This is a genomic window from Terriglobales bacterium, from assembly GCA_035543055.1.
In the GTDB taxonomy this organism is placed as follows: Bacteria; Acidobacteriota; Terriglobia; order Terriglobales; family Acidobacteriaceae; genus JAIQFD01.
Window position 1 is genome coordinate 1 of sequence record DATKKJ010000195.1, and the last position, 12,320, is coordinate 12,320.

The window sequence follows — 12,320 nt, forward strand, 5'->3', positions numbered from 1 at the left end:
CGACGCCGACATCGACCGCCTCATCGCCGAAATGCAGACCGCACGCAAGTCCAAGGACTTCCCCCGTGCCGACGCCATCCGCAAGCAGCTCAACGAGCAAGGCATCGTCGTCGAGATCACCAAGGACGGCGCCCGCTGGAAAAGAAAGTGACGCCGTTTTGCGGGCGTCCGAGCCCGCAGGCGTCATCCTGAGCGAAGCGAAGGATCTTATTATTTCTTCCCGTGCAGCTTGATTGAGGCGACTGCCTCCGCCGCTTCTTTGGCCCCGCCGCAGCAGGTCACTTCCTGCGGCATTAGCGCCTGCGCCAGCTTCGCGCCCCACGCCACTTCCTTCACCTGGAGCTCGCTCAGCCCCGCCTGCAGCGCGTAGCGGATGTAATCGCCCATCAGGCTGGCGCCGCTGATGCATCCAGTGTAGGCGGCCACGTCGCGCGCGATCTCGTCGGGCAGCGTCTTCAGCAGCACGATATCGCTGACCGCCATGCGCCCGCCCGGCTTCAGCACCCGCGCGATCTCCCGGAACACCGCCGGCTTGTCCGGGCTGAGGTTGATGACGCAGTTGCTGATCACGTAATCCACCGACCCGTCCTCGACCGGCAGCTTCTCGATGAACCCTTTGCGGAACTCGACGTTGGTGGCGCCCAGCTTCTCGGCGTTGGCGCGCGCCCGGGCCAGCATGTCGTCGGTCATGTCCACCCCGATCACCCGGCCGGTCGGCCCCACGATGCGCCACGCCAGGAAGGCATCGAATCCGGCGCCCGAGCCCAGGTCGAGCACCGTCATGCCCGGCTGCACCTCGCTCATGGCCAGCGGATTCCCGCATCCCAGGCCCAGGTTCGCGCCTTCGCCCAGGGCCACCTCCTCCGGGCTGTAGCCGATGGCGATGGCGGTGTTGGCGGTCCCGCAGCCGCAGCCCGACTGCTCGCCGCGCGCGATGGAGCCGTACCTCTGCTGCACTGCGTCAATGATGGCGTTCTTGTCCATACCATTCCTTTCGCTTATTCGAACTGAGGTTTGCGTTCCGCTCCTGTCTGCGCTGCCGCGAAACCGCAGCCGCCGCCGCGCTCGATGCAGCAGTTCAGCATGTGTAGTGCATCGAGCAGTTTGTTGCGTGATGCTGCCGGGATGGCGTCCACGATGGCGGTGGTGCGCTCCCCCATCAGGCGGTCGATGCGCTGCCGCACCTTCCGGCCTTCAGCCGTGATCTCCACCCGGGCCGCGCGTCCGTCTTTCTGCGCGCCCCGCACCCGCCGCACCAGCCCCAGCTTCTCCAGCCGCTCCAGCACCCGGGTCATGGCGCTGGGGCTGATCCCCGCCGCCTGCGCCAGGTCGGACAGCCGTGCCCCTTCTTGCTGCACCAATGTCCGCAGGATGGAACACTGCCGCGACGTCAGTCCTTCACAGCAGATCTCGTCCGGCCCCACCTGCCCCAGCAGCCGGGCCAGCCGCTCCAGCTCCCGGTACCAGCCGGCAATGTCGGTCGTCCGCGCCATGCAGGAAATCCTAATCCAATATATTTGCATGAGTCAATCAAATTATATTTCCCCCTCGGGGCAGCCGGCGGTTTTCGTGGATTTGTGATTTGCGATGGGTGATTTGTGATGAGTTGTGCGGGTCAATCGCCAATCACAAATCACAAATCGCCAATCCCGCTAGTCCGCCCCCGCTTCGCACGCCGGGAGTTCCGGCCCACGCATCGGGGCGCCTTCCCGCACCCGCACCTTGGCGCTGGTCACCAGCGCCACCGCCGCGATGATCACCACCGACCCGGCCACGATGAACCCGTCGATCTTCTCGTGCAGGACCAGCCAGCCCAGGAACACCGCCACCACCGGGTTCACGTAGGCATAGGTCGCCACCTTGCCCGTCGGGACGTGGTCGAGCAGCCAGATGTAGGCCGTGTACCCGACCAGCGAGCCAAAGATCACGAGGTACGTGATGGCCCCCAGGCCGCTCGCCGTCCAGTGCGACTTGGGGATGTCGCCCAGGGCCAGCGCGATCAGGAAGTTCACCACCCCGGCGATCAGCATCTCCCAGCCGGTCGCGGCATACACCCCGACACTCACCGACCAGCGCCGCGACAGGGTGGAACCGAACGCCCACACTCCCGACGTCCCCACCAGCAGCAGCCCGGCCAGCAGTTGCATCTTGCCCAGGCCGGCGCGCGCCGCCGTCAGCTTCGGCCAGAGCAGGATTACCAGTCCGACGATGCCCAGCCCGATCCCCGCCAGCCCGCGCCGCGACAGGTGGTCGCCCTTCATCAGCCAGGTGTCGATCACCAGGAACCACAGCGGCACGATGGCGATGATGAGCGCCGCCAGTCCGCTCGGCACGTACAGCTCCGCCCAGCCCAGCAGCACGTTGGCCACGCTCAGCAGCAGGATGCCCACCACGCTCAGCTTCACCAAGTCGGGGCCGGTGATGCTGATCTTCTTCCCCTGCGCCGCGCACACCGCCAGCATGATCAGCCCCGCCACCGTGAACCGCAGCATGCCCATGACGTACGGCGGAAACGATTCCACGGCGATGCGGATGCCCAGATAGGTCGAGCCCCAGAACAGGTACACCAGCCCGAAGGCCAGGGCGACACGGAACCGGTGCTGTTTTTGCTCCGCGGTCATGCGTTTTCCTAGGCTATCAGACGAGGCCCGCGGCTCCGCTGATGCGAAAAAGTTGACCGCAGCAGGCATCTGCTGAGTACTGGGTACTAGGTACTGGGTACTTCTTCCGGGGGTTCCGCGCCCGCCGCTACTTGGCTATAATTGACCCAGGAGTTGGCGTATGAGTTTTGACCGTTTCCACTGCCCCTCCACCGCCCGCCCCAACCTCTTCGCGGGTGACTAAACACTCCTCTCTTCACGAAAAGCCCTTCGTAGAGACGCCACTTGTGGCATCTCCACAGCTTGCATCGAGACGCCGTGAACGGCGTCTCCACCGAAGATCAGAAGAGAGGACCCCATGGCTACCATGACCCATACCGCAGGACCGAAGCTCATCACCAAGCTGCCTGGGCCCAACGCCCAGCGCGTGCTCAAGGGCGACGAGAAGTGGATCTCGCCCTCCTACACCCGTTCCTACCCGCTGGTCGCCCGTCGCGGCCGCGGCATCGTCATCGAGGACGTGGACGGCAACGAGTTCTTCGACATGTCCGCCGGCATCGCCGTGACCTCCACCGGCCACTGCCACCCGGAGATCGTGGCCGCCGTCCAGAAGCAGGCTGCCGAGCTCATCCACATGTCCGGCACCGACTTCTACTACGAGAGCATGATCACCCTGGCGGAGCGCCTCTCCAAGGTCGCGCCCATGAAAGGGCCGCACCGGATCTACTACGGCAACTCGGGGACCGAAGCCATCGAGGCCGCGCTCAAGCTGGCCCGCTACCACACCAAGCGCCAGCACTTCATCGCCTTCTACGGCGCCTTCCATGGACGCACCATGGGCGCGCTTTCGCTCACCGCCTCCAAGCCGCAGCAGCGCCGCCGCTTCGCCCCGCTGGTGCCCGGCGTGACCCACATTCCCTACCCCAATCTCTATCGCCGTCCCGCCGGGACCGACGCCAGCGACTACGCCGCCGGCTGCGCCCGCTTCCTCGAAGACAAGGTCTTCAAGACCACCGTCCCGCCGGAAGAAGTCGCCGCCGTCTTCGTCGAGCCCTTCCAAGGCGAGGGCGGGTACTTGCCCGCGCCTCCGGCCTTCATGCAGGAGCTGCGCCGCATCTGCGACGTCCACGGCATCCTGCTGGTCTGCGACGAAGTGCAGTCCGGCTGCGGACGCACCGGCAAATGGTGGGCGGTGGAGCACACCGGGGTCGAGCCCGACATGGTCACCATCGCCAAGGGCATCGCCAGCGGCATGCCCCTTGGCGTCCTGCTCACCCGCGCCGAGCTCATGGACTGGGTGCCCGGCTCGCACGCCTCCACCTTCGGCGGCAACCCGGTCTGCATCGCCGCCGCCCTGGCCACCATGGACGTGCTCGAGCGCGAGGCCATCAAGAACTCCGCGGCTGTCGGCAAGCACGTGATGCAGCGCATCCAGGGCTGGCCCAAGAAGCACCGCATCGTCGGCGACGTCCGCGGGCTGGGCCTGATGATCGGCATTGAGATCGTCAAGGACCAGGCATCCAAGGGCATCGACAAGGACACCCGCGACCGCATCGTCGAGCTGGCCTTCGAGCGCGGCGTGCTGTTCCTGGGCGCGGGCGAGAACACTATCCGCATGTCGCCACCGCTCATCGTCACCGCCGAGCAGGCCGACATCGCCCTCGACGTCCTCGAGGAGTGCATCACCCTGGCCGAGAGCGGCAAGGCCAAGTCATAGGAAAACATGGGCGCGGGTCAAAGACCCGCGCCCATATCGGCATCCGCTTAACACCGTTTCAATCCGTGGCCGCTCCCTGCGCTGGCGGTGTGCGCGCGAATTGCGCCAGCCGCAGGCGCACCGCGGTCGCTCCCCCGATCTCGACTACGCTTGCCGCCTCGAACTCGACTACTCGTTCGGCGCCTGGGAAATCGCGGCGCGCTTCCGGCTCCCACAGGACGCTTGCGCGCCCCGTCAGCTGCAGGCTTGCCCCGGTTTCGAAATCCACGAACAGCAACCCGGCGCGCGGCTCGACGGCGATGTTCCCCAGCGAATTGAACATTTTGTTCCCTGGGTAATCGGGGAATCGCAGGTGATTCGCGTCCGGGACGCGAACGAAGCCGGGCGCTCCGCCGCGATGCGAGGCGTCGGCCCCGGCCTCGGGGTGCCGGGTGGCGAGGAAGAAAGTGGCCGCGCCCGCGATCCATTCCCGCTGCGCGTCGCTGAGTGATGAGCCGGACAAGACCGAGCGGCCCGCCCCCGGCTGGTCGGGCTCAGCCTCGCGGACATGGATGTACTGTGGGCAGTTGCCGTACACCTCCCGCGGATGAAGGCTGAAGCCGGAGTCCACCGCTGCGACCGTCCCGTTCACCCGCATGCGCCGGCGCGTGGCCAGGTCGATGATCAGCACGCCGGCTTGCGCCCCGGGGCCCAGGTTCTCGCGGCCGGGGTCGCCCTCGACCGGCAGGCGCTCGGAGCGCAGCAGATCGTCAGCGGCCTGCAGGAATCCCGCCGGCCCGGACAGCAGCGATGCCCAGACCTGTCCTTGAGGATCCGCGGTGCTCAGCACCGCGATCCTCTGCTCGCGGGCGAAGGCCTGGGCCGCAGGCGGAATGAACGGGCGGACGATCTTGCCCACTTCGCAAGCCTGCGGCGTGACCCCCGCTTGCGACTGCACCGCAAGCTCCCCTTCGTGGTAGATGCGCGCCATGGATGCCTCAGAAGAACCCGCACGCCGGGCCGTCTAACTCGGGAAATGGAAGTGCACGTCTTCCCTTGACGCGACCGATACCCCGTCCACCTTGGCGGGAATGTAGCGCCACTGCCGTAGGGTCTCGACGATGACTTGCTCCAGTCCGAAGCCCACCGTCTGCAACACCCGCGTCCCAATGACGTTTCCCTTGTCGTCGATGGTGACTTCGACGATCACGTCGCCGCGGATCCATTCCGGCAGCCTGGAGCGCGCGATCGGCGGGTCCGGGGCCACGACGGAGATCGCCGCCCGCACGTCGTGGTTCAAGGCAAAACCGTCGCTCAGTGAGCCCAGGATGTATCCCGGCATGCCCGGCAGCAGATGCTGGTTGTCCGTGGTGGCGGCCTGAACGGCCCGCTCCGGGGCTTTGCCCTTATGCTTTTTCTGTTTCTGTGGAGTTGTAAGGCGCTTGATCTCTTCCTGGTCAGTGGCTTTCGGCGCGCGCAGCGAGCTCACGCCCGGCGTCGCCAGCGCCATCACGTTGCCGCGCCCGCCGTTGCCGCGCAGGGATGGGGACGCTTTGATGAATTGCGGGCTGGGGCGCCACACCAGGGCTCCGATCGCCATGATGTGGATGACGATGGACGCCAACTGCGGCCACCGCGACGCCTTTTTCGCTTCCGGAACCCCCAGCAGCATGCCCTATCTTAGACGCGCCTCCCCGTCCGCCGGATAGTGTTTATGAAGACGCGTACATCGCGATCACCCGCTCGATGGCCCGTCGGCACACCGCGCAGAACCTCTCATACCTCGTGAACATGATGCAATTCTCCTGGGGGCGGAAGTAGCCCTTGGCCTCGTAGTTGGCGCCCTCGAAAGCGCCGACCTTGCCGGCGTACTGGTCAGTCGAGAGCATGTCGTCTTCTTTCTTGCGCTCCTCGTGGAAGAGCGCGGTCATCTCCGATTCCGGGCGGTTCTGGGCGCGGAGTTGGCGGCGGCGCTGCTGCACCTCGCGCTGCATCGCCTCGAATTGCTCCTTCTTCCACGGCGTGGGCAGCGGCGTGCCGGACTCGACCAGGTCCTTCCATTTGAGCTTGCTGGGATCGAGCAGGGCGCTCACGTTGGGCTCCCAGGGCTCGATCTTCACCGCCGGCGGCAGGTAGGCGACGTCGCTGGTGTAGTACTCGTCGGCCAGGGCGGCGAAGTGGTGCCCGAACTCGTGCACGAACACGTAGGGCGAATTGGGATTGTCGGCGGCCACCGTGCTGTACAGGTTGAAGATGCCGCCGCCGCCGTAGGGCTTGTCGTTCATCAGCACCTCGATGAACTCGTAAGGCGCGAACTGGGCCACGTCGCGCAGGGCCCGGTTGTCGAAGACCAGGGCGTAGCGCTCGGTGCCGAAGGCGTCGTAGCTGGCCCCGATGGGCGAGCGCTTGTAGATCCCGCTGGATGGCCGGGAGACGCCGGACTCGGCCGCCGCCGGACACAGCCCCCAGACGTTGAAGTCGCGCTGGTGTTCCTTGAAGGGCGAGGTGGCGAACAGGATGGCCATCAGGCGGCGCGCGTCCTTCTCGAACTTGGGCAGCTCGGCGGCGGTGTAGCCGTCGCCCAGGATGAGGAAGTCCACTTTGCTCGCGGGGTCGCCGGATTTCTGCAACTCGATCAGCTTGCCCGGCGGCTTGGGTCGCGAGCGGTCCACGAACTTGTCCTTGGGATCGACCTCGATGCTCCACACTTCGCGGAAGGCGTTCTGCTTGTCGCGCTCCTTGAGCACGATCTGCACCGGCGCCTCGGGCGCGGGAAAGCGCAGCGATTCGGAGAAAGTGCGGTTGATCTTCGTCGCCTCGCCCGTGGTCTCCCACTCGCCATAGATGGAGGCGAAACCGCGTGAATACAGGACGCGCCCGCTGGCCCGGTCACGCACCTCGAAGAAGTACTTGCCCAGGTTGGAGTCGTCGATGGTCTTCTTCAGGTCGCCCGGCCAGGACAGCGGCTCCAGCACCACGCGGTCGAGCGAGAACATCTCCTGGGTGGCATTGCCGGAATGGTAGTAGTCCAGGCGCATGGTGCGCGGCTGCGCCCAAGCCACAGAACAGAGCAGTACGAGAGCGACAACGATTCGGCGGGTCATGGGAGGGATTGTAGCCCATGGCCGCACGCTGATTTGTTCCGCCCGCAGCGTGAGCTCGCTACTGCAGGGACGTCCAACTCCGGCATTCCACCGCGGTCACAGGCGCGGTCAGCGGCGGGCCAGCCTTGAAGTGGACGATACCGTTGGATGTCGAGCAAAAGTTCCTGCTCCCCGAGCTGGGGGAGAGCGGCGTCGCCACGATCACGTAATCGCCACAATGCTGCTGGCGGCAAGCCGCCGTGATGGTGAATCGGTAGCCCTCCCTGGTGCACCACATGTCGGCACAGCCCAGGGTCGCATCCAGCAGGCTGGCGTGCGCGGCCGACGTTGTGCTGGGCGAACGAGGGTTGGGCCCCAGCATCTCCAGTGAGGGCGCGAACCCCTTCTCCGGGTAGTAGGACTGATAGACGACCTGGGCGGTGCTGACGGAGCGGATGGCGGCGACCGCCGAGGCTTCATTGGCGGCAGTGCGCGAGCGCAGCAGGTTAGGAATGGCGATTGCGGCTGCGACCAATACCACCGCGGCATCCGCGGTGACGCTCGTGCTGGCCTCGCGGATCGCCTTCTCCGAGCCGTAAAAACACAGGACATTCGGCGGGGCCTGGCCGGCGGATTGGGCGACCGACGCCGCCAATCCCGGCGCCATGCGTTGCAATTGCAGAGCTGCCATCGCGATCGGGTCCTGATACAGCAAACCCGACGCCCCCGCTGGCTGACCTGGCGGCAATGCTTCCAGAAATTTCTTGGACTTCGCCAGCGATCTCCCGTTGCGATGCAGCCGGGCCGCCTCAGCCGCCATCGCCGGACTGGAAGCGACGATCAGATATCCGTCCACCAGCGCATAGCCGATCCGTGTGGGCTGCTTGCCCGAAGGAACCGGCAGCGCGTAGTACACCACGCCGTCTTCCCGCCATTGCTCCGGGATCATGTTCATGGACATCAGCATCGTGTTCAACGCACCCTGGAACCGGGCGGGGTCGTTGACCCGCAGGATCGCTTTCCACACCGGCTCCGGCGGAGCGACGCTGTCCAGCTCCAGCGTGATCTCCCCCGCCAGCGGACGGAGCAGGTCATCCTGCAGGCTGATGTGCACGGCCTGCTCCCATTGTGCGAGCTTGGCGTACGTAGGATTGGGAGGCGGCGACAACTCTTTCACATCGTCGAAGATCTCGGCCGGATTCTTGAGCACCAGGGTGGCCGTCATGATCGCGCTGGGCGAGACGAAGTCCAGGCTGCCCAGCGGGGCCGGAGCGGCCAGCCAGGAGGCGATCCCGTGGCGCGGGGCGATGAAGCTCACTTCACCCTGGCTCGACGGCTGGCCCGCGACGCTCTTGTGCTCCCACACCGCATACTCCATGTCGGCGAACCCGCTGCGCTGGAAGGTCAGCAGGTCTTGCTTATTGGTGATCGGCACTTGCGCCACCATCTTCTGCAGATCGGCGGCAGCGAGCATCGAGGCCCCACCTCGATACGCCTGCAACACCCGTTTCCCGAACGCCGTCGAGGCGAACTCGCGGCTGCCCTGCTCCAGGCGCGCGTTGAAGCGCCGCAAGGTGGCCACATCGGCCGCGGCCGCTACCAGCTCCGGGCGCACCAGGACCAGCACGCTGTTCCCCGGCCCTGGGTCCCTTGCCGTGGCAAGCTCCGGCGGCTCCAGGATGCGGATGTCGGTCTTCGTGCCGGTGGCATATTCCTTCACCAGCTGCTCCAGGAACGGCTTCAGGCCTGGCTTACGGATCTCCACCACCAGCAAGCCGCCCGCCTGGCGCTCTTGCGTCGCCCCAGAGACCACGATCTCCTCTCCCAGGTATTGCGAGAGTTCGGCGAACTTCTCGAGTGCAGCTTCCAGCCTGGGTCCGCTGGTGGCCGTGTCCCCGCGCTGCCACCAATCGCGCAGCACCGCGCTCTGCTGCAGCTCGTCGTGGAATAGCCGCAGGGCCTGCCGCGTGACCTCGCCGTAATTGGGGAAGGCGGCGTATCCCGTCGTCCCTCCCGGTAACAACGGCAGGATCCGGCTCTCGCCACGCGCCGGTGGGAATTGCAGGTTGTGCTGCAGCTTCTCGAACAGCACGCCGAACTCCTCCAGCAGCCCCGGATACTTCTGCATCAACTCGGCCAGCATCGCTTCCGGCGTCTTGGCTTCCGGCTTCGGCTGGGGCGGCTTGGCTTGCTGCCTGGCCCGCGGCTTGGCTGGAGGTTGGGTTTGCCCCTTGGCCTGCGCGTTGCCGGCCGACGACGCGGCAAACATCAGGATGAAGCCGGCCGCGACCAGGATGAAGTATCGCCAGCATGACAGAAAGGTGCAGTTCGGCTGTTCCATCCGTCTCACTCCTCCGTGGAGTGCTTAGGATAGAACGCTCGTCCCGCTTGTACCACGAAACTTTAGTCGCCTTCCGCCACCACCGCGGCCGTCACCCGCCTGGCGCGAGTGTTGACCAGCAGCACTCCCGCGAGCGCCAGCGCCCCGCCCATCAGCGACAGCAGGTGTGGCACCTCGCCCAGCCAGATCCAGGCGATGAAGATGGTGAACACCGGCACCAGGTACAGGAAGCTGGCAGCGTTGGGGGCCGGCACCCGCGCCAGCACGTATCCCCACCCGATGTAGGCGATGGCCGCGGGAAACACCCCGATGTACACCACGGCAATGGTCGCGTTCAGGGGCGCGCGCGCCACCGTCTGCGCCAGCCCCCCGGCGAAGGGCAACAGGAACAGCGTCCCCGCCCACACCAGGTGGCAGGTGAACTCCGTCGCCGAGTAGCGCGCCACGTATCTCTTCTGCAGCAGCACCGAGATCCCCGTAGCCAAGGCGCACGACAGCACCAGCCACGCCCCGGCACTGAAGCGCAGCCCTCCGCCCTCGCCCAGCGCGATCAGCCCCACCCCGCAGAACGACAGGAAGATGCCGGCCCATCCCCGGGCGTGCAGCCGCTCCCCGGTGAACACGCTGGCCAGCAGCGCCGCCCAGATCGGCGACGACGCCACCAGCATGCTCGACGCCCCCGCGCTCACCGTCTGCTCCCCCCGGTTCAGCGCCAGGTGATACCAGGTGATGCTGACGAACCCGGTCACCAGGATGAACGGGATGTCCCGTCGCCGGGGCAGCGCGGTGCGCGCCACCAGCGCGTACGCGGCCATCACCGCCGACGCCACCAGGAAGCGCAGCACTGCCAGGTGCTCCGGACTGTAGGCCACCAGCCCGGCGCGGATGCCGGTGAATCCCGACCCCCACAGCACCGTCGTCCCCAGCAGCGCCATGTAAAAACGAGGCTTCATGTGTCAGGGCACGGCTTTAGCCGTGCCGCTCGGTCCGGAACTTGAATGAGTCCGGCTTCAGCCGGACGACACTTCCACCACCGCAGTCCCGATCTGACCGATAACCAGTTTCAGATTGCCATGAAGCGCTCCACGACGCGAAAAAATCTGAGCCCGCGTGAGCGGGCGTCTGAATGTAGCCCCGGGCGCAAGCCCGGAGAGCTCCAGGACATCTCACGCGACGCGGCCTCCGGCCGCGTTTTTCTTTCCCTCGCTCGCTACTTGCTACCGGGGACTTGGTCCTACTTCTTCGTTCTTCGATCTGCCTTCTTCAATGTCGTTGTCTCTCTGTGGTGACCAATGAAGAAATCTTCTTCTCCCCGCATCCGCCATGCGAAGTCCCCGCCCCTAAAGGGGCTCAGGACATTTTGGGGCGCCGTACCCCTAACTACCAACTACCAGCTACTAGCTACTGTTCTTCCCCTGTACCTTCGTGTTCTTTGTGGTGAGTCTTTTCCCCCGAATCGTTCCCACGCCTCCCGATAGTTCTCCCACTGCGCCCGGCTCCCCGGGATATGCGGCATCACGTACCCCACGTCGTACCGCGCCAGCTTCCCCCGCGGGATCACATACCACGCCTCCTCCGGCGCCACGTACACCACCACGAAATCCACTTCGTCTTTTCGATACCGATGCCGCCCCGACGCATTGGCCTTGAACCGATACATGTTCGCGGTCTTCCCCCACGACGATTTCACCTGCACCCGATGGATCGGCCCGCCGGGCGCGAACACCAGGAAATCGAAGCGATGATTGTCGCCATACGGACGGCACACCGTGAACCCCAACCCGATCGCCTTGACCACGAAGACGAGCTCCGCCCAATCGCCCTTGTCCCGCCGATGCCGCAGACGTGGGCACCAGCGCGGCCGCGCGCGCTCGATCTTCTTCATGTTTTTCTCGGTAGAGACGCCCGTCTAGGCGTCTTAGGCTGGAAGCTCTCTCGGTGTTGTTTCTGATGGCTGAGGGCTGACGACCGACAACCGACGACTGTTTTCGAGGTCTTAGCTGACGACCGACGACCGACGACCGACGACTGTTTTTTCTTTCCCCTCTATTTTCAGAATATCAAATCGGAGGGGGTAGGATGCCCCTTATCCAGATTCGTATATTCCCATTGTTTCCAGCAGCTTGCAGCGGAATCCAGATTTCGCGGGGCTTGACAGGTTTTCCCCGACTCCCGACTCCCGACTCCTGACTCCTGACTCCTGACTCCTGACTCCCTAATTCCAGTATGACATCCGCGCAGGGGTGAATCCGACAATTTCCACAATTTTCTATTTCCTGTGCTTCCAAGGAGTTACAGAAGAATCCAGATTCTGCGGGGCTTGACAGTTCTTAACGCCACCAAGAAATACGCGCCATTCGCTGTACACAATCTCGAGTCGCTCGGGATTTGTTTTGGCATCAGGCGCTCGAACCACCCACTTCAGGCGGAGATAATCTAGCGGACATTGAAAACAAGCGATGATCCGAGCTCTATGCCATACAGACGATTGTATGTCGCAATTGCCTGTTCCTCTGTCAAACTAGCTATGAAGTCAATAATGGTTCTCGCAAGTTCTGCGACGGCCCGCGGCCTCTTGGCAGGCAAGTCTGGCAGGAGTT

General features: G+C 65.0%; 10 protein-coding genes. 1 reads left to right on the top strand and 9 read right to left on the bottom strand.

Annotated features, from left to right (window positions below):
- Positions 1 to 210: 210 nt before the first annotated feature.
- From arsM to VMS96_12930, 3 genes are all read right to left on the bottom strand, one after another.
- Positions 211 to 984 (bottom strand): arsenite methyltransferase, encoded by a 774-nt coding sequence (arsM, locus tag VMS96_12920; GenBank protein ID HVP44329.1) that lies wholly within the window; start codon positions 982 to 984, stop codon positions 211 to 213.
- A 14-nt stretch (positions 985 to 998) separates the two neighbouring features.
- Positions 999 to 1,493 carry a MarR family transcriptional regulator gene (locus VMS96_12925; protein ID HVP44330.1) on the bottom strand — a complete coding sequence of 165 codons (495 nt, stop codon included), beginning with the start codon at positions 1,491 to 1,493 and terminating at the stop codon, positions 999 to 1,001.
- Positions 1,494 to 1,652: 159 nt separating this feature from the next.
- Complete coding sequence (locus tag VMS96_12930; protein HVP44331.1) at positions 1,653 to 2,621, bottom strand: EamA family transporter; 969 nt, start codon at positions 2,619 to 2,621, stop codon at positions 1,653 to 1,655.
- 337 nt (positions 2,622 to 2,958) lie between these two features.
- On the opposite strand from VMS96_12930, the gene VMS96_12935 reads away from it, so the two are divergent.
- Positions 2,959 to 4,317, top strand: coding sequence for an acetyl ornithine aminotransferase family protein (locus VMS96_12935; GenBank protein HVP44332.1), 1,359 nt, complete (start codon positions 2,959 to 2,961; stop codon positions 4,315 to 4,317).
- Between the two features lie 58 nt (positions 4,318 to 4,375).
- Here the strand turns inward: VMS96_12935 and VMS96_12940 are convergent, their stop codons facing one another.
- The 6 genes from VMS96_12940 to VMS96_12965 form a co-directional block, all read right to left on the bottom strand.
- Positions 4,376 to 5,287, bottom strand: a complete 912-nt coding sequence (locus tag VMS96_12940) for a pyridoxamine 5'-phosphate oxidase family protein (protein HVP44333.1) — start codon at positions 5,285 to 5,287, stop codon at positions 4,376 to 4,378.
- A gap of 33 nt (positions 5,288 to 5,320) precedes the next feature.
- Complete coding sequence (locus VMS96_12945; GenBank protein ID HVP44334.1) at positions 5,321 to 5,968, bottom strand: energy transducer TonB; 648 nt, start codon at positions 5,966 to 5,968, stop codon at positions 5,321 to 5,323.
- A 40-nt stretch (positions 5,969 to 6,008) separates the two neighbouring features.
- The gene (locus VMS96_12950; GenBank protein HVP44335.1) at positions 6,009 to 7,400 is read right to left on the bottom strand and encodes an IgA Peptidase M64; all 1,392 of its coding nucleotides are present in this window, start codon (positions 7,398 to 7,400) and stop codon (positions 6,009 to 6,011) included.
- A 58-nt stretch (positions 7,401 to 7,458) separates the two neighbouring features.
- The gene (locus VMS96_12955) at positions 7,459 to 9,720 is read right to left on the bottom strand and encodes a hypothetical protein (protein HVP44336.1); all 2,262 of its coding nucleotides are present in this window, start codon (positions 9,718 to 9,720) and stop codon (positions 7,459 to 7,461) included.
- 62 nt (positions 9,721 to 9,782) lie between these two features.
- The gene (locus tag VMS96_12960; GenBank protein ID HVP44337.1) at positions 9,783 to 10,673 is read right to left on the bottom strand and encodes a DMT family transporter; all 891 of its coding nucleotides are present in this window, start codon (positions 10,671 to 10,673) and stop codon (positions 9,783 to 9,785) included.
- 434 nt (positions 10,674 to 11,107) lie between these two features.
- Positions 11,108 to 11,605: a group I intron-associated PD-(D/E)XK endonuclease gene (locus VMS96_12965; protein ID HVP44338.1), complete on the bottom strand. Its 498-nt coding sequence runs from the start codon at positions 11,603 to 11,605 to the stop codon at positions 11,108 to 11,110.
- Positions 11,606 to 12,320 lie beyond the last annotated feature (715 nt).

Coding starts and splice junctions, on each gene's coding strand:
- VMS96_12965 (HVP44338.1), bottom strand. CDS start 11,605: ATGAAGAAGATCGAGCGCGCGCGGCCGCGCTGGTGCCCACGTCTGCGG.
- VMS96_12960 (HVP44337.1), bottom strand. CDS start 10,673: ATGAAGCCTCGTTTTTACATGGCGCTGCTGGGGACGACGGTGCTGTGG.
- arsM (HVP44329.1), bottom strand. CDS start 984: ATGGACAAGAACGCCATCATTGACGCAGTGCAGCAGAGGTACGGCTCC.
- VMS96_12955 (HVP44336.1), bottom strand. CDS start 9,720: ATGGAACAGCCGAACTGCACCTTTCTGTCATGCTGGCGATACTTCATC.
- VMS96_12930 (HVP44331.1), bottom strand. CDS start 2,621: ATGACCGCGGAGCAAAAACAGCACCGGTTCCGTGTCGCCCTGGCCTTC.
- VMS96_12950 (HVP44335.1), bottom strand. CDS start 7,400: ATGACCCGCCGAATCGTTGTCGCTCTCGTACTGCTCTGTTCTGTGGCT.
- VMS96_12925 (HVP44330.1), bottom strand. CDS start 1,493: ATGGCGCGGACGACCGACATTGCCGGCTGGTACCGGGAGCTGGAGCGG.
- VMS96_12945 (HVP44334.1), bottom strand. CDS start 5,968: ATGCTGCTGGGGGTTCCGGAAGCGAAAAAGGCGTCGCGGTGGCCGCAG.
- VMS96_12935 (HVP44332.1), top strand. CDS start 2,959: ATGGCTACCATGACCCATACCGCAGGACCGAAGCTCATCACCAAGCTG.
- VMS96_12940 (HVP44333.1), bottom strand. CDS start 5,287: ATGGCGCGCATCTACCACGAAGGGGAGCTTGCGGTGCAGTCGCAAGCG.